15 protein-coding genes are annotated in these 15,791 nt (G+C 72.4%); 7 read left to right on the forward strand and 8 right to left on the reverse strand.

Features of this window, described 5'->3' with window-relative positions; translation table 11 throughout:
• Positions 1–52 precede the first annotated feature (52 nt).
• On the forward strand, positions 53–1,516 hold the full coding sequence (locus AB5J51_RS27340) for an aldehyde dehydrogenase (RefSeq protein WP_369778897.1): 1,464 nt from the start codon (positions 53–55) through the stop codon (positions 1,514–1,516).
• Positions 1,517–1,521: 5 nt separating this feature from the next.
• The gene (locus AB5J51_RS27345) at positions 1,522–1,755 is read left to right on the forward strand and encodes a ferredoxin (RefSeq protein WP_053785199.1); all 234 of its coding nucleotides are present in this window, start codon (positions 1,522–1,524) and stop codon (positions 1,753–1,755) included.
• A gap of 89 nt (positions 1,756–1,844) precedes the next feature.
• Here AB5J51_RS27345 and AB5J51_RS27350 read toward each other — a convergent pair whose 3' ends face one another.
• On the reverse strand, positions 1,845–2,516 hold the full coding sequence (locus AB5J51_RS27350; RefSeq protein ID WP_053785008.1) for a TetR family transcriptional regulator: 672 nt from the start codon (positions 2,514–2,516) through the stop codon (positions 1,845–1,847).
• 260 nt (positions 2,517–2,776) lie between these two features.
• Here AB5J51_RS27350 and AB5J51_RS27355 point away from each other — a divergent pair, with 260 nt between their 5' ends.
• The 3 genes from AB5J51_RS27355 to AB5J51_RS27365 are packed head-to-tail and all read left to right on the forward strand — an operon-like array spanning position 2,777 to position 5,965.
• Positions 2,777–4,093 (forward strand): glycosyltransferase family 4 protein, encoded by a 1,317-nt coding sequence (locus tag AB5J51_RS27355; RefSeq protein WP_133898163.1) that lies wholly within the window; start codon positions 2,777–2,779, stop codon positions 4,091–4,093.
• A 58-nt stretch (positions 4,094–4,151) separates the two neighbouring features.
• Positions 4,152–4,886 (forward strand): class I SAM-dependent methyltransferase, encoded by a 735-nt coding sequence (locus AB5J51_RS27360; protein ID WP_030291475.1) that lies wholly within the window; start codon positions 4,152–4,154, stop codon positions 4,884–4,886.
• Positions 4,883–5,965, forward strand: coding sequence for a prenyltransferase (locus AB5J51_RS27365; protein ID WP_136226745.1), 1,083 nt, complete (start codon positions 4,883–4,885; stop codon positions 5,963–5,965). Before AB5J51_RS27360 ends, AB5J51_RS27365 begins: the two co-directional genes overlap by 4 nt.
• Before the next feature lie 88 nt (positions 5,966–6,053).
• Here the strand turns inward: AB5J51_RS27365 and AB5J51_RS27370 are convergent, their stop codons facing one another.
• Positions 6,054–6,356 (reverse strand): hypothetical protein, encoded by a 303-nt coding sequence (locus tag AB5J51_RS27370; RefSeq protein ID WP_136226746.1) that lies wholly within the window; start codon positions 6,354–6,356, stop codon positions 6,054–6,056.
• A gap of 298 nt (positions 6,357–6,654) precedes the next feature.
• Here AB5J51_RS27370 and AB5J51_RS27375 point away from each other — a divergent pair, with 298 nt between their 5' ends.
• Entirely contained in the window at positions 6,655–7,191 is a 537-nt protein-coding gene (locus AB5J51_RS27375; protein ID WP_369780324.1) for a hypothetical protein, read from the forward strand.
• 110 nt (positions 7,192–7,301) lie between these two features.
• A complete protein-coding gene (locus AB5J51_RS27380; RefSeq protein WP_369778898.1) occupies positions 7,302–7,715 on the forward strand; it encodes a hypothetical protein in 414 nt (137 codons plus the stop codon).
• Positions 7,716–7,796: 81 nt separating this feature from the next.
• Here the strand turns inward: AB5J51_RS27380 and AB5J51_RS27385 are convergent, their stop codons facing one another.
• The 6 genes from AB5J51_RS27385 to AB5J51_RS27410 form a co-directional block, all read right to left on the reverse strand.
• Positions 7,797–10,535, reverse strand: coding sequence for a PKD domain-containing protein (locus tag AB5J51_RS27385; RefSeq protein ID WP_369778899.1), 2,739 nt, complete (start codon positions 10,533–10,535; stop codon positions 7,797–7,799).
• Between the two features lie 176 nt (positions 10,536–10,711).
• Entirely contained in the window at positions 10,712–11,722 is a 1,011-nt protein-coding gene (locus tag AB5J51_RS27390) for an LLM class F420-dependent oxidoreductase (protein ID WP_369778900.1), read from the reverse strand.
• A gap of 147 nt (positions 11,723–11,869) precedes the next feature.
• Positions 11,870–12,673, reverse strand: a complete 804-nt coding sequence (locus AB5J51_RS27395; protein ID WP_053785015.1) for a DUF5336 domain-containing protein — start codon at positions 12,671–12,673, stop codon at positions 11,870–11,872.
• Between the two features lie 134 nt (positions 12,674–12,807).
• Entirely contained in the window at positions 12,808–13,770 is a 963-nt protein-coding gene (locus AB5J51_RS27400; RefSeq protein ID WP_053785016.1) for an N-acetylmuramoyl-L-alanine amidase, read from the reverse strand.
• A gap of 118 nt (positions 13,771–13,888) precedes the next feature.
• Positions 13,889–14,530: a class I SAM-dependent methyltransferase gene (locus AB5J51_RS27405; RefSeq protein ID WP_053785017.1), complete on the reverse strand. Its 642-nt coding sequence runs from the start codon at positions 14,528–14,530 to the stop codon at positions 13,889–13,891.
• Between the two features lie 184 nt (positions 14,531–14,714).
• A complete protein-coding gene (locus tag AB5J51_RS27410) occupies positions 14,715–15,728 on the reverse strand; it encodes a polyprenyl synthetase family protein (RefSeq protein WP_240805588.1) in 1,014 nt (337 codons plus the stop codon).
• Positions 15,729–15,791: the final 63 nt, after the last annotated feature.

Below are 15,791 nucleotides of genomic sequence, written 5' to 3' on the forward strand. Positions count from 1 at the left end.
GAACTAGAACTGGTATCAGTTCGGGAACGCCAAGCCGCAGGAGGCAGCAGCCATGACCGAGCTCGTGGAACACGGACACCTGTTCATCGGCGGGGAGTGGACGGATCCGCTGGGCACCGACACGATCGAGATCGTCTCCCCCCACACGGAGCAGGTCATCGGCAGCGTCCCGCACGCCTCCCGCGCGGACGTGGACCGTGCCGTCGCCGTCGCCCGCCGGGCCTTCGACGAGGGCCCCTGGCCCCGGATGTCCCTGGACGAGCGGATCGCCGTCGTCACCCGGATCAAGGACGCGATCGCCGTCCGGCACGAGGAGATCGCCCGGTCGATCAGCTCCCAGAACGGTTCCCCGTACTCCTGGAGCGTCCTCGCGCAGGCGCTCGGCCCGATGATGGTCTACGACGCCGCGATCCAGGTCGCGCGCGCCTACCCGTACGAGGAGCACCGCCAGGGCGTGCTCGGGCCGATCCTGGTGCGCCGGGAGCCGGTGGGCGTGGTGGCGGCCGTCATACCGTGGAACGTGCCGCAGTTCGTGGCCGCCGCCAAACTCGCGCCGGCGCTGCTGACGGGCTCGACGGTGATCCTGAAGCCGTCCCCCGAGTCGCCGCTGGACTCGTACATCCTCGCCGACATCGCGCGGGAGGCCGGGCTGCCGGAGGGTGTGCTGTCGATCCTGCCCGCCGACCGTGAGGTCAGCGAGTACCTGGTCGGCCACCCCGGTGTCGACAAGGTGGCGTTCACCGGCTCGGTCGCCGCCGGCCGGCGCGTGATGGAGGTCGCCGCCCGCAACCTGACCCGGGTCACGCTCGAACTCGGCGGCAAGTCCGCCGCCGTGATCCTGCCGGACGCCGACCTGGAGTCCACCATCGCGGGGATCGTCCCGGCGGCCTGGATGAACAACGGGCAGGCCTGCGTGGCCCAGACCCGGGTGCTCGCGCCGCGCAGCCGCTACGAGGAGGTCGCCGAGGCCCTCGCGGCCGCGGCGGGCGCGCTGGTGGTCGGCGACCCGCTGGACCCGGCGACGCAGCTCGGGCCGCTGGTGGCCAGGCGGCAGCAGCAGCGGTCGCTGGACTACATCCGGATCGGCCATGAGGAGGGTGCGAAGGTCCTCGCGGGCGGCGGCCGGCCTGCCGGGCTGGAGCAGGGCTGGTACGTGGAGCCGACGCTGTTCGGGGACGTGGACAACTCGATGAGGATCGCCCGCGAGGAGATCTTCGGGCCGGTCGTCTGCCTGATCCCGTACGGGGACGAGGCGGAAGCGGTACGGGTCGCCAACGATTCGGAGTTCGGGCTGAGCGGCAGCGTCTGGACGGGGGACGTCGAGCACGGCATCGACTTCGCGCGGCAGGTGCGGACGGGCACGTTCAACGTGAACACCTTCAGCCTGGACATGCTGGGGCCGTTCGGCGGCTACAAGAACAGCGGTGTGGGGCGGGAGTTCGGGCCCGAGGGGCTCAGCGAATACCTGGAGCACAAGATGATCCACCTGCCGGCGGGCTACGCGGCGGGTGCGTGAGCGCCATGGGTGACCGCTGGGTGGTGGAGGTGGACCGGGGCGTCTGCATCGGCTCGGGGATGTGCGTGAACCACGCGCCGGAGGGCTTCGCCCTGGACTCGGCGCGCCAGTCGCATCCCCGGGACCCGGAGACGGACGCGAACGAGCCGGTCCTGGCGGCGGCGGAGGGCTGCCCGGTGGAGGCCATCATGATCACCCTGGCAGCCACCGGCGAGGCGGTGTTCCCCCCGGAGGAATGACCGCGGGAGCGCCGGACGGCGGCCCCGGAGGCGGCGGAGACCGGCCGCCGCCGGGCCGCTGCGTGCGTGCAGGCATGCGTACGGCGGGATCAGGCCTTTCGGGCGGTCCCGGAGGTCCCGGAGGTCCCGGCAGCCCCGCCGGCCGCCGGCGGGGCCGTCATGTCGATCAGGCGGCAGACGGTCTCGATGTCGATCTTGACCTGGGCGATCGAGGCGCGGCCCGAGAGCCAGGTGATCAGTGCCGAGTGCCAGGTGTGCTCGATCACCCGGACCGCGGAGAGCTGCTCCGCCGTCGGCGGGGCGTCCAGGCCCATCGCGTCCAGGATGATCGCCGTGGTCAGCCGGGACACCGTGTCCACCTCGGGGCTGACGCTCCGGTCCGCGAACGTCAGGGCGCGGACCATCGCATCGGCGAGCTGCGGCTCCCGCTGCAGCGCGCGGAAGGCCCGCATCAGCGTCTCCGCGACCCGGGCCGCCGGGTCCTCGCCCGCCGGGGGGCGTTTGCGGAGCGTCGTGTGCATGTGCTGGAGCTGGTCCTGCATCGTCGCGACGAGCAGGTGCACCTTGGAAGGGAAGTACCGGTACAGGGTGCCCAGCGCGACCCCGGCCGCCTCCGCGACCTCCCGCATCTGGACGGCGTCGAAACCGCCCCGGCTGGCCAGCTGGGCGCTGGCGTGCAGGATCCGGCGGCGGCGCGCCTCCTGGCGCTCCGTCAGGGGAGGGGACGCCGTCGTGGCGACGGCTTTCGCATCCGCTGTCATCTGTCCCGTTCCATGGCGTTCCGTGTCGTTGCGGTGCTGATTTCCGGGCTGTTCACGTCGCGTTCTGCACGTGATCGGCAGGTGATCGGCAGCCAGCATCTCAGGCGCCGAAGCCGTGGCGCGAATCACCTGCTCCGCCTCTTACGGTGTGGTTTCCGGCCGGTAGATTCAATGGTCTTCGACGGATCAAGTCTGAAACTTGTTCTACATTATGCGAGCGGTTACGCTCCGGCGAAAGTGCAGGGAGAAGGGGGCCGAGAGTGACCGCTGAGGCCATGGTGACGAGCCCTTTCGCGGGTTCCGCCACCGGCGGCGACCGCCCGTTGCGCATCGCACTCCTCACCTATAAGGGGAACCCGTTCTGCGGCGGCCAGGGCGTCTACGTCCGGCACCTCTCGCGGGAGCTCGTGAGGCTGGGGCACTCCGTCGAGGTCATCGGCGCGCAGCCGTACCCGGTCCTCGACACCGGCGCCACGCTCACCGAGCTGCCGAGCCTCGACCTGTACCGCCACCCCGACCCGTTCCGCACCCCGAAGCGCGACGAGTACCGCGACTGGATCGACGCGCTCGAGGTCGCCACCATGTGGACCGGCGGATTCCCCGAGCCGCTGACCTTCTCGCTGCGGGCCCGGCGCCACCTCGCCGCCCGCGCGGGCGAGTTCGACGTCATCCACGACAACCAGACGCTCGGCTACGGTCTGCTGGCCGGCCTCGGCGCGCCGCTGGTCACCACCATCCACCACCCCATCACCGTGGACCGGCAGCTCGACCTCGATGCCGCCAAGGACCGCAAGAAGCGGCTCTCCGTCCGCCGCTGGTACGGCTTCACGCGGATGCAGGGGCGCGTCGCCCGCCGGCTGCCCTCCGTGCTGACCGTCTCCGGATCCTCCAAGCAGGAGATCGCCGAGCACCTGGGCGTCCGCGACGAGCGCATCCACGTCGTCCACATCGGCGCCGACACCGACCTGTGGTCACCCGACGCGTCCGTCGCCGAGGTGCCGGGGCGCATCGTCACCACGTCCAGCGCCGACGTCCCGCTCAAGGGCCTCGTCCACCTCGTCGAGGCGCTCGCGAAGCTGCGCACCGAACAGCCCGACGCCCACCTCGTCGTCGTCGGCAAGCGCGCCGAGCAGGGTCCGGTCGCCCGCGCGATCGACTCGTACGGGCTCCAGGACGCGGTCCGCTTCGTCAAGGGCATCACCGACGCCGAGCTCGTCGACCTGGTGCGCAGTGCACAGGTCGCCTGCGTGCCGTCGCTGTACGAGGGCTTCTCGCTGCCCGCCGCCGAAGCCATGGCCACCGGCACCCCGCTGGTCGCCACCACCGGCGGCGCGATCCCCGAGGTCGCGGGCCCCGACGGCGAAACCTGCCTCGCGGTGCCGCCGGGCGACGCGGGCGCGCTGGCCGCGGCGCTGGGCCGGCTGCTGGGCGATGCGCCGCTGCGGGCCCGCCTCGGCGCCGCCGGACGCGAGCGGGTGCTGGCCCGGTTCACCTGGGCCAGAGCCGCCGAGGGCACCGCCGCGCACTACCGCGCCGCCATCGAGCAGGCAGCCGGCCGCGCCCGCCGCGCGCGGTGACCTTCCGCCTTTTCCACACCACCCCCGATCACCCCCGCGACCGCGAAGGCAGGACCCCGTGCTGACCGTCGATTTCTCCCGGTTCCCGCTCGCCGCAGGCGACCGTGTGCTCGATCTGGGCTGCGGCGCCGGCCGGCACGCCTTCGAGTGCTACCGGCGCGGCGCCCAGGTGGTCGCAGTCGACCGCAACGGCGAGGAGATCCGCGAGGTCGCCAAGTGGTTCGCCGCCATGAAGGAGGCCGGCGAGGCCCCGGCCGGCGCCACCGCCACCGCCATGGAGGGCGACGCGCTGGCCCTGCCCTTCCCCGACGAGTCCTTCGACGTCGTCATCATCTCCGAGGTGATGGAGCACATCCCCGACGACAAGGGCGTGCTCGCCGAGATGGTCCGCGTCCTCAAGCCGGGCGGCCGCATCGCCATCACCGTGCCGCGCTACGGCCCGGAGAAGATCTGCTGGGCGCTCTCCGACGCGTACCACGAGGTCGAGGGCGGCCACATCCGCATCTACAAGGCCGACGAGCTGCTCGGCAAGATGAAGGCCGCCGGCCTCAAGCCGTACGGCACGCACCACGCCCACGGGCTGCACTCCCCGTACTGGTGGCTCAAGTGCGCGTTCGGCGTCGACAACGACCAGGCGCTGCCGGTGAAGGCGTACCACAAGCTGCTGGTCTGGGACATCATGAAGAAGCCGCTGGCCACACGGCTCGCGGAGCAGGCGCTGAACCCGCTCATCGGCAAGAGCTTCGTGGCGTACGCGACGAAGCCCCACCTGCCCGTCGGCGCGGCGAAGTGAGCTCGCCCGGGCGCACCGAACGCCTCGTCCTGGACGGGGTGCTGACTGCCGAGGAGGCCGCCGCGACGGTGGCCGGCATCCTCGCCGCGCAGCGCTCCGACGGGGCCATCCCGTGGTTCCGCGGACACCACCTCGACCCGTGGGACCACACCGAGGCCGCGATGGCGCTGGACGCGGCGGGCGAGCACGAGGCGGCGGAGCGGGCCTACGACTGGCTGGCCCGGCACCAGAACGCCGACGGCTCCTGGTACGCGGCGTACGCCGACCGGCCGGACGGGGTCGACACCGCCGAGCCGCAGGACGCGAGCCTGGAGAGCAACTTCGTCGCGTACATAGCCGTCGGGGTCTGGCACCACTACCTGGCCACCGGCGACGACCCGTTCCTGGACCGCATGTGGCCCGTCGTCTACGCGGCGACCGAGTTCGTGCTCGGGCTCCAGCAGCCGGGCGGCGAGATCGGCTGGAAGCGGGAGGCCGACGGCACGGCCGTCAAGGACGCGCTGCTCACCGGCTCCTCCTCGATCCACCAGGCGCTGCGGTGCGCACTGGCGATCGCCGAGCACCGCGAGGAGCCGCAGCCCGACTGGGAACTGGCGGCCGGGGCCCTCGGGCACGCGATCCGGCGGCACCCGGAGCGGTTCCTGGACAAGTCCCGCTACTCGATGGACTGGTACTACCCGGTGCTGGGCGGCGCCCTCACCGGCGCCGACGCCAAGGCGCGGATCGAGGAGCGCTGGGACGAGTTCGTCGTCCCGGACCTCGGGGTGCGCTGCGTCCTGCCGAACCCGTGGGTGACGGGCGGGGAGTCCTGCGAGCTCGCCCTGGCCCTGTGGGCGACGGGCGAGTCGGACCGGGCGCTGGACATCCTGCGCTCCATCACGCACCTGCGCGCCGACAACGGCATGTACTGGACGGGCTACGTCTTCGAGGACAAGGCGGTGTGGCCGGTCGAGCAGACGACCTGGACGGCCGGGTCGCTGCTGCTGGCCGTGGCCGCGCTGGGCGGCGACGAGGCCACCGGGGCGGTGTTCGGGGGGCTGGAGCTGCCGTCCGGACTCGAGCCGGACTGCTGCCGGTAGGCCGCGCTGGGCGCTGGACGCCGAGCGCTGCGGGCAAGAAGGGGGCAGGCCACCGCGGACGGGGGCCTGCCCGTACGGGAACGCGCGGTCACTGGCGGTAGAGCCGGCCCGCGATGAGGTGGCCGATGACGAGGTACGCCACGGCCGCCACGCCGTAGCCCACCACCACTTGGACCCATTCCCGGTCGAAGGTGAACAGGTCGTAGGACCAGCCGGCCAGCCAGCTGGCGGCGTCGTGGACGAACTCCACGAGGCCGTTGCCCCGGTTGGCGTCGAGGAAATACAGCAGGATCCACAAGGCGATCACGAAGGCCAGCACGTCCGCCACCGCGGCGACGACCCGGCCGGCCTGAACGCCTCCGCGGGCGTGTACTCGGGTGTGTGTGCGCATGCTGCGCGTCTTGCCCCGGCCGCGCGAAGCAAACCCGAACGGGTCCCCCAAGTGGCGGATCACCGGGGCCCGGGTGACTCTGCGGGAGACACCTCACTCCCCGGAGGCCAACGTGTCCGAACCCAGCGTGTCGATAACCAGCGGCTCCATACGCAGCGTGTCCCCGCCCAGGACCTGCCGACTCCGCCGCGCCGTCACGGCGCTGCTCGTGTCCACGGCGCTGGTCGCAGGAGGAACCGCGTGCAGCGGCAGCGGCGCCGGCGGCAGCAGGGGCCAGCGCGAGACGGTGCCCGTGTCCATGGCCGCGCAGCAGGCGGTTGCCGACGAGGCGCTCGCCGCGCAGGTGCTCGCCGCAGAGGCGGTTGCGGCGCAGGGCACCGACGAGGCGCTCGCCGCCGAGCCCACGCCCAGCACCACTGCGGAGAAGCAGAAGTTCGCCAAGACGCGCTTCGTCGCCAACGCGGGGCTCGCGGCCGGGGCGACGTACCAGTGGATCATCAAGCCGTACCGCGCGGGCAAGTTCAAGAAGGGCGCCAAGGGCCGTACGTTCGCGCTCATCAAGGCGGGCCTCGCAGGCGCCTTCGCGTACAACCGGCTGAAGGCTGCGGCGAACAACGCCAAGGGCGACCCGCTGCTGTCGAAGGCGTTGGCCCCGCTGACGGCCGGCATCGAATCCCTCAAGGGCCTGGGCTCCAAGCTGCGCAAGGGCGATGCGGGCGATGCGGACATCAGCTCCTTCGAGGGCGTCATCAACGGCGTCAAGGACGCCGGCAAGAGCGCGGGCGCCCCGGTGACCGACCAGGTCCCGAGCGCCTCCCAGCTCAGCGGCGGATAGACCTCCGGATCCCGGCGGCGGGACGGACGGGCAGCGTCGCCCGTCCGGCCCGCCGCTCTGCCCGTCCGGGCCGCCCGCCCGCCTGCCTGCCCGCCTGCTTCAATGGGCGGATGATCGAGTTCCTGGCCCTTGCGGCCGCCGCCGGCGTCGGGTGGCTCGTCCGGCGCAGGCACCGGCAGCGGGTCGCCGCCGGGAGCCCGGAGGGGATCCCGTGCATGGCCCGGCACCCGGCCGGCGCGGGCCGCTGGCGGATGGGCCGGGTGTTCCCCGGTCCCGGCGGGGCCCGTTGGGTGCCCCGGCGCGGTGAGCCCGTACCGCTGCCCGCCGGCCGGGCCACCGGGGTGCGGGCGCCGTCCGTGAAGGAGGGCATGTCCATCAACCCCGGATCGCGGATCGTGACCTGCACGTACGGGACCGGCGAGCGCGCCGGGAGCATCGAGATCGCCGTCATGCCGCTGGACCTGCGCGAACTCCTGGAAGCCGTGCCGCAGGCCGCCCCGGACGACGACACTCCGTCCCCCTGACACTCCGTCCTCCTGACACGCCGGAGCCCCGGTCACCGCGGTGTGCGCGGTGGCCGGGGCTCCGGCGTGCTGCGGGCGAGGTCAGCCCTGGGTGAAGTAGCCGAACAGGTCGGTGATCACGTGGTTGCCGCCGCCGTAGCTGTTCCAGACGGTGACGCGGCCGTCGGCCACCGGGGTGGTGACGTGGTTGGGCACGGTCTCACCGGGACGGGTGTTGAGGCTGCTGGCCTCGGGGCGCGTGCTGCCGTGTCCGTACACGGTGAGGAAGCCGGGGCCGGTGGTGTCGGTGGCGGTGACGTTCAGGGCCGCACCGATCGCGTTCGCCGGGATCCCGGCGACGGTGGTCGCCGCGCCGGGGGCCAGCTTCCCGGTGCTGCGGGTGTCGGCGAGGCGCTGCGGGACGACGGGGGTGAAGAGGGCCTTGCCGTCCTGGGCGTAGTAGCCGACCGCGTCCAGCACCAGGTGGGTGGAGCCGGTGTTGGTGTAGAGGGTGATGGTGCCGTTCGGGCCGACGGGGACGATGGCCTGGTTGGACTTGTCCTTGCCGGGTTCGAGGTTGAGGTTCGAGGTGGCCGGGCGCCTGGTCGGGTCCATGTAGGCGATGACGTGGGCGTTCTCGGTCGCGCCGGTGCCGGTGAGGTTGAGGGCGACGGCCGTGGCGTCGACGGGGATCCCGCCCACGCCCGCGACCTTCACCGTACGGGCCTGTCCGCCGGCCAGGGCGCCGCCCGCGGTGCGGGTGTCGACGACGCGGGTCGGGTCGATCGGGGTGAACCGCTGCCCGGTGTTCGGCTGGTAGTGGCCGACGTAGTCCACGATGAGCGCGGCCTTGCCGGAGTTGAGCTGCGCGGAGATCTTGCCGTCGGCGCCGACGGGCACGGTGACGGTGTTGGCGGAGGTGCCGCCCGCCTTGACGTTGACGTTCGAGGTGACCGGGCGGGGCTGGCCCGAGGGCCAGACGCTGAGGTGGGTGTCCTCGGTGGCACCGGTGACGGTCACGTTCAGGACCACGGCGGACGCTCCGGCCGTGTGGTGCGGGCCCGAGCTGTAGTAGTGGACGGGAACGTCGATCGGGGTGGCGGTACCGCCCTGGACGGGGGCGCCGGTCGTACGGGTGTCCAGGACGCGGGCCGGGAGGACCGCGACGTAGCCGGCCGGGGTGTAGGCGACCTGCACCGTCCGCTCGGCGGTGGAGGTGGCGCCCTTGATGTCCGTGAGGGTCACGGTCACCTTGTACGTGCCGGGCTGCTTGTAGGCGTGCCGGACCGGGTCCGGCGTGATGCCGGTGTCCTTCGCGCCGTCGCCGTAGTCCACGTCCATCCGCGCGATCGGCCACGGGGCGGTGGTGCTCTGCGGGTCGACCTCGACGGACAGCGGCGTCACGAGCGCGTTCGGGTCGCTCGCGCTCGGCAGGTACGGCTGCGCGGTGAAGGCCGTGGCCAGCGGCGAGGTCGGGGTCACCTTGATCGACTGCTGGCGGAAGGCCTCCTTCCCTGCGGCGGTGATCGCCTTCACCTGGACTGTGCACGCGCAGGGAGTCTGGTAGACGTGCTCGGCGGTGGCCGCCTTGGTGACGACCGGAGCCGTCCCGTCACCGAAGTCGTAGCGGTAGGTGAGCGTTCCGGGCCAGTTGTTGTCCGCCACGGCCTTCACCTGGACGGTGGTGCCGACCGGGGCCCAGTCCTGGGCGATCTCCAGCTGGACGCCGCGTACTTCGTCCTGGGACTCGTGGGCGCCGCGGTCGATGAACCCGCCGTCCTTGCCCGTGTTGGCCACCCGCGGGTCATCCGTCGTGGGGTACCCGTTGTAGTCGGTGGGCAGGACGCCCGGCGCCGTCGGGTCGCCGGAGTCGACGGTGGGGGAGCGCTCCCACGGGCCGACGTCCGAGCCCGTCGGGGTCAGGATGTCGTGCGCGCCCTGGCCGGTCGCGGCCTGGAACGCCGCCGAGGTGGTGTGGACGACCTCGGCCCACTTGTAGGGGACCACCCCGTCCGCCGGAAAGCCGGCCAGCAGGTTGTAGTCGACGCGGGTGCCGGTCGCGGAGTCCTTCCCCACCAGGATGCCGCTGCGGGGACCGGGGTTGATGCACGACCTGGGGGTGCTGGTGTGGATCAGGTTGTTGAACGCCCCGGAACCGGTGGAAGCGCTGCGGAAGGAGACGGCCGCATCACAGCTGAGGTAGAGGGTGTTGTTCGTGACGATGGTGCCCGGGCCCCAGACCGCGTCGACCGCCGCCGTGATGCCGCCGCGGATCTGATTGCGGCTCAGCACGGTGCCCCGGGAGCCGCCCTCGATCCGGACGGGGGAAAGCAGGTAGCTCCTGCTCACGCGCACGTCGGCACTGTCCCATCCGATGACGACGGAGGCGGGGTCGGTCGTCGAGGAGCTGGTGATCCGGTCCAGCTCGACGTCGGAGGAACGGCTGACCTGGACCCCTCCGGGGGAACTCAGCCCGCGCACCACCACATGGGAGGCGCCTTGGACCTTGAGGCCCTTGACCCGGGCGAGGCTGCCGGTGTTCGGTCCGGCGACGATGGAGATCGGCTTGCCCGGCTCCCCGGAGCGGTCGACGGTGACCTCTTCGTCGTACGGCTTGGACGCGAGGACCCGCACGGTCTGGCCGGGCTGCACGACCTTGGTGGCCGCCGAGATCGTGCAGAACGGAGTGCCCTCGGAACCGGGTCCGCTATCGGAACAGCGGAGGAGGGAGGAGTTGTCCACGTAGAGCGTGGAAGGGGTGTCGGCCGCGGCGGCGGCCGGCATCCCGAGAACAGCGACGAGACCCGCGGTCAGCAGGACGGTCGCGCGAGTGGCACGCACCAGGAGGGTTCCTTCGAGCAGATGACGAGGTGGTTCGCCACGGGTGCGGCGCTTCGCGACCTGTGTGTGGCCAGTTCCCCCCGGCGGCAGTCGGGCGCACGCGAAACCCGTAGCGGCATGGATCATCATCCACTTCCGGCCAGTCGCTGTCATCTCCGATCGTCACATCGGAGCCCCTAGTTGTTGAGTTCCGCCAGGACGCGCAGGGTGTGCGGGTCCGGGGCCGTCAGGAGCAGGTCGGTGACCGGCCCCTTGCGCCACAGGTCGAGGCGTTCGGCGATCCGCTCGCGCGGTCCGATCAGGGAGATCTCGTCCGCGAACGCGTCCGGCACGGCGAGGACCGCCTCCTCCCGGCGCCCGGCGAGGAACAGTTCCTGGATGCGGCGGGCCTCCTCCTCGTAGCCCATCCGCGCCATCAGGTCGGCGTGGAAGTTGCGGGCCGCGTGGCCCATCCCGCCGATGTAGAAGCCGAGCATCGCCTTGACCGGGAGCAGCCCCTCGGCGACGTCGTCGCAGACCTTGGCCCGGGCCATCGGGGCGATCATGAACCCTTCGGGCAGGTCGGCGAGCGAGGCCTGGTACACGTCGGTGCGGGTCGGCGACCAGTACAGGGGCAGCCAGCCGTCCGCGATCCGGGTCGTCTGGGCGATGTTCTTCGGGCCCTCCGCGCCCAGCAGGAGCGGCAGGTCCGCGCGCAGCGGGTGGGTGATGGGCTTCAGCGGTTTGCCGATGCCGGTGCCGTCCTGCCCGCGGTACGGGTGCTGGTGGAAGCGGCCGTCGAGGGCGACGGGGGCCTCGCGGCGCAGCACCTGGCGGACGACGTCGACGTACTCGCGGGTCGCGGTGAGCGGGCTCGAGGGGAACGGGCGCCCGTACCAGCCCTCGACCACCTGGGGGCCGGAGAGGCCCAGGCCCAGCATCATCCGGCCGCCGGAGAGGTGGTCCAGGGTCAGGGCGTGCATGGCGGTGGCGGTGGGGGAGCGGGCGGCCATCTGCGCGATGGCGGTGCCGAGGCGGATCCGCGAGGTGTGCGCGGCGATCCAGGTGAGCGGGGTGAAGGCGTCCGAGCCCCAGGCCTCGGCGGTCCACACCGAGTCGTAGCCGAGGTTCTCGGCCTCGGTGGCGAGGTCGAGGTGGGACGGGTCGGGGCCGCGGCCCCAGTAGCCGAGTGCGAGTCCGAGGCGCATGTGCGTCCCCTCCGCGATGCCGTGGTGGCGCCGTGCGTGCCGCGCCACAGCCATATCTGACGATGCGTCAGGTGACTGTAGGGCAACGGCCCCCCGCCCGGAAGGGCGGGGGGCCGTAAGGGCGCTGCACCGGCCGCCGGCGCGGGGTCAGCCGCGCTGGATGCCCGAGGTGTCGTTCAGGACGCCGCGGCGGCCGTCCTGGGTCTGGGCGATCAGCGTGGCGGGGCCGCGCTGGTCCACCGCCAGGTACCAGGTGCCCGGTGCGAGTTCGGCGATCGGGGCGGGGGAGCCGTCCTCGGGGAAGAGGGGGCGGGCCACCGGGACCGCGAACCAGAACGGGGTGAAGTCCCCCGCCGGGGCGGGCGCCTGGTCCTGCGGCGCCGGAGCCGGGGTCGGCGTGCCGCCGTACGGCGGGACCGGCTGCGGGGTGGAGCCGTACGGCTGCGGCTGCTGGCCGCCCGGGTAGCCGTACCCGGTGCCGGGCTGGGGCTGCGCCCCGTACGGCGCGGGGGCGACGGGCTTGGCCTCCGGCACGAGCGGGCCGGCGAGCGCCGGGATCTTGGCGCCCGCGACGGCCACACCGGCCAGCGCGAGGGTGGCCAGGAAGGCGATGATGCAGCCCGCGCCGAGGTCGGCGCCGCTCGGGCTGGTGATCAGGGACCAGAGGGAGGACCAGGCGGCCGCGACCGCGAGTACCGTCCCCCACGCGGCCAGGGGCAGGCCCGCGAGCTTCCGGGTCTCCGGCTGGAAGCGGGCCGCGATGATCAGGCCGGCCGCGATGAAGCCGAGCAGGAAGATGGTGGGGAGCGCCAGACGGTAGACGTCGGTGTCCCACACGCTCGGCAGGTCGAGGCCGGTCGCGGAGTAGAAATCGAGGAACGAGGCGATGAACAGCAGCACCGCTGCTCCGATCACCACGCCGTCGCCTCGAGTGAGGGAGCGGATGTTCACGTCTTAGGTGTCCTTCTCGGTCTCGGTCGTCTCGTGGTGCCGCGGTCGCACGTGCAGGAGCGGGGCGGGCGGGACCATGGTACGGAGGTTCCCCGCGGCCGAGAGGATCGGGGCGGCAGGCTGTCCCGGTGGGACTACCCGCCCAAGAAGCCGACGATGCCGTCCGCGATGCCCTGGGCCGCCTTCTGCCGCCACTCCGGACTCGTCAGCAGCGCCGCGTCCTTGGCGTCACGCATGTTGCCGCATTCGATGAACACCTTGGGCTGCGTCGAGAGATTGAGTCCGCCGAGGTCGTCGCGGACGACCAAACCGGTGCCGCTGCCGAGGTAGTTGGCGGGGGCGGAGCCGGTGGTCCGGGCGAAGTTCGAGGCGATCCGCTCGCCGAGGTCCCGCGAGGGGCCGACGATCTTGGCGGTGTCCGCCGCACCGCCCTTGACCTTGGCCGGGAGGATGATGTGGTAACCGCGGTTGCCCTCGGAGACCCCGTCCGCGTGGACCGAGACCACGGCGTCGGCGGCGGCCTCGTTGCCGATGCGGGCGCGCTCGTCGATGCAGGGGCCGAAGGGGCGGTCGGCCTGGTGGGTGAGGACCACCTTCAGGCCCTTGGCCTCCAGGACGGTCCGCAGCCTGCGGGACACGTCGAGGGTGAACTCCGCCTCCATGTAGCCGGAGTTGGTGGTGGTGCCGGTGGTGTCGCACTCCTTGCGGTTGGTGCCGATGTCGACCTTCTTGTCGATCTCTGAGGTGTGCTTGAAGTTGCCGGTGTTGTGGCCGGGGTCGATGACCACGGTCTTGCCGGCGAGCGGGCCCTTGGCGGGGGCTGCGGCCGGGCTCTTGGCGGGGCCCTCGGCGGGGGCGGAGCTCGGGGTCGCGGCCGCGGCGTCCGTGGGGGAGGCGGCCGGCATCACGATCCGGGGCGGGCGGGCGTCGTCCGCCCCCGCCCCGGTCGTCACCTGTACGAGGACCCACCCCGCCAGGGCGGTGGGGGCGAGCACGGCGGCACCGACGGCGAGGCCGGAGCGGCGTGCGAACCACCGCCGCTCCGTGCTGACCGACGAGGCGGACTCGGGGGATGGGGGACTGTCGTCGTAGGGCACGTCGCGATGCTAGACCGGCCACCGGCCGGCGGCGCGGAGCGTGGGCCATCCGGGGGCGTGGTGCGGTTATCCCGTTATATACCTGGATCGGCCACCTGGCCCCGGGTGCCGGCGGGCCTCAGATGCCCGGGGCGATGCGGCGCAGGACGCGGAGGGAGTCGGTCACCGAGACCTCCTCGAAGGCGCCGGAGGCCAGGGCGCGCAGGTAGATCCGGTACGGGGCCTGGCCGCCGTCGGCCGGGTCCGGGAACACGTCGTGGATGACGAGCGTGCCGCCCTCGGCGACGTGCGGGGCCCAGCCCTCGTAGTCGCCCGTGGCGTGCTCGTCGGTGTGGCCGCCGTCGATGAAGACGAGGCCGAGCTTGCCGCCCCAGGCCGCGGCGACCTGCGGGGAGCGGCCCACGACGGCGATGACGTGGTCCTCGAGGCCTGCCCGGTGGAGGGTGCGGCGGAAGGTCGGGAGGGTGTCCATCAGCCCGACCTCCGGGTCGACCACGGTCGGGTCGTGGTACTCCCAGCCGGGCTGCTGCTCCTCGCTGCCGCGGTGGTGGTCGACCGTGATGGCGGCCACCCCGGCCTCGCGGGCGGCGTCGGCCAGCAGGATGGTGGAGCGGCCGCAGTACGTGCCGACCTCCAGGAGGGGCAGCCCCAGAGCCGCCGCTGCGGCGGCGGCCTCGTACAGGGCCAGGCCCTCGCGTACGGGCATGAACCCCTTGGCGGCCTCGAAGGCGGCGAGGGTCTCCGGCTTGGGGGTGGCCATGTGTTCCTCCGGGGTGGGGTGGGGGTGTGCCTCGGGTGGGCTGGGCGGCCCATGGTGCCTTACCGGCTGGTAGCGCACCATGCCGGGGCCCTCCGGGGTGGTGCCGCTGCCGGGGGCTCTGCCCCCGGGCCCCCGCGCCTCGAACGCCGGCGGGGCCGGATGGTGTCCCCCAGGGCGATGGGCTCTACACGGAGGCTGCCACCGGGGTGGCGGGGGCCGGGCGCAGCAGCATCTCGGACGCACTCTCCACCAGGTGGCGCATCGTCGGCAGGTGCCGCTCGTCGCCGCCGAGGGCAGTGAGCAGCGCGTGCGCCTCGGCGCGGAACCCGTCGAGGTCGGCGGTGTACCGGTCGAGTGCGGCCGGCGCCAGGAGGAGGCGGGTCAGCTCGGCGCGCGCCTCCTCGGAATTCCGTGCGGCGGCGCACCGGGCGAGGACTTCCTTGCGGGCCCGGGGCGTGGCGGCGTCGTCGAGGACGCAGGTGAGCAGATAAGTGACCGTCCCGTTGAGGAGGTCCTCATTGCGGCCCGACAGGATGTCTTCCTGATCGTTGAACAACTGCCACAAGATGCCGAATATGTAGCCGAACTCCCGCCACAGTTCCACTCTTTCGTCACTCGCGCCCGACAATAACGCCGCCATCGCCGTGATCATCGAGAACGGTCCGCCGGATTTCCCGCGGTAGGCCTCGATCACCGAGTTCGGGGTGGCACGGTCGGCATCTCCGCCGATGTCCCTCAGCTGCCCCTCGGTGCCCACCACCCAGCCGGTCGCGATCTCCTCCGTCAGTGCCCCCTGGACCGCCGCCGGCACCGGGAGGGACCGGATGATCTGGATCGGGAGCACCGCCCCGCTGAGCACCGAGGCCAGCAGCGCCTCGTTCTGGCCCAGGCTGTCGGAAGCGGCCGTGCCGTGCCCGTCGGCCAGGTCGTCGAGGTAGCAGGCCGAGGTCCACCACAGGACGTGCACCGCGGCCAGCGGGACGGCCGGCCCGGGGTCCCCCGTCTCGATGGCGTGCACCATCATCGGGAGCACCGACAGGGGATGCTTCAGTTTTTGATGCCGCAGGAGCCTGCTCACCGCGCTCTTGGCGGCGCCCGTACCCGAGTCCGGGGCGAGACGTAAGAGGGCGGTCGCCAATTCCGTCTCGATGTCCAACGAGACCTGACGGTGCAGGTCCACGTACGTCACGCAATTCACAGAGGATTTCCTTCCTGAGTGAAATGGGGTCGGCGTTAACGCCCCAGATTGGATCATTTGGTA

This window comes from Streptomyces sp. R33, assembly GCF_041200175.1.
Taxonomy (GTDB): Bacteria; Actinomycetota; Actinomycetes; order Streptomycetales; family Streptomycetaceae; genus Streptomyces; species Streptomyces katrae_B.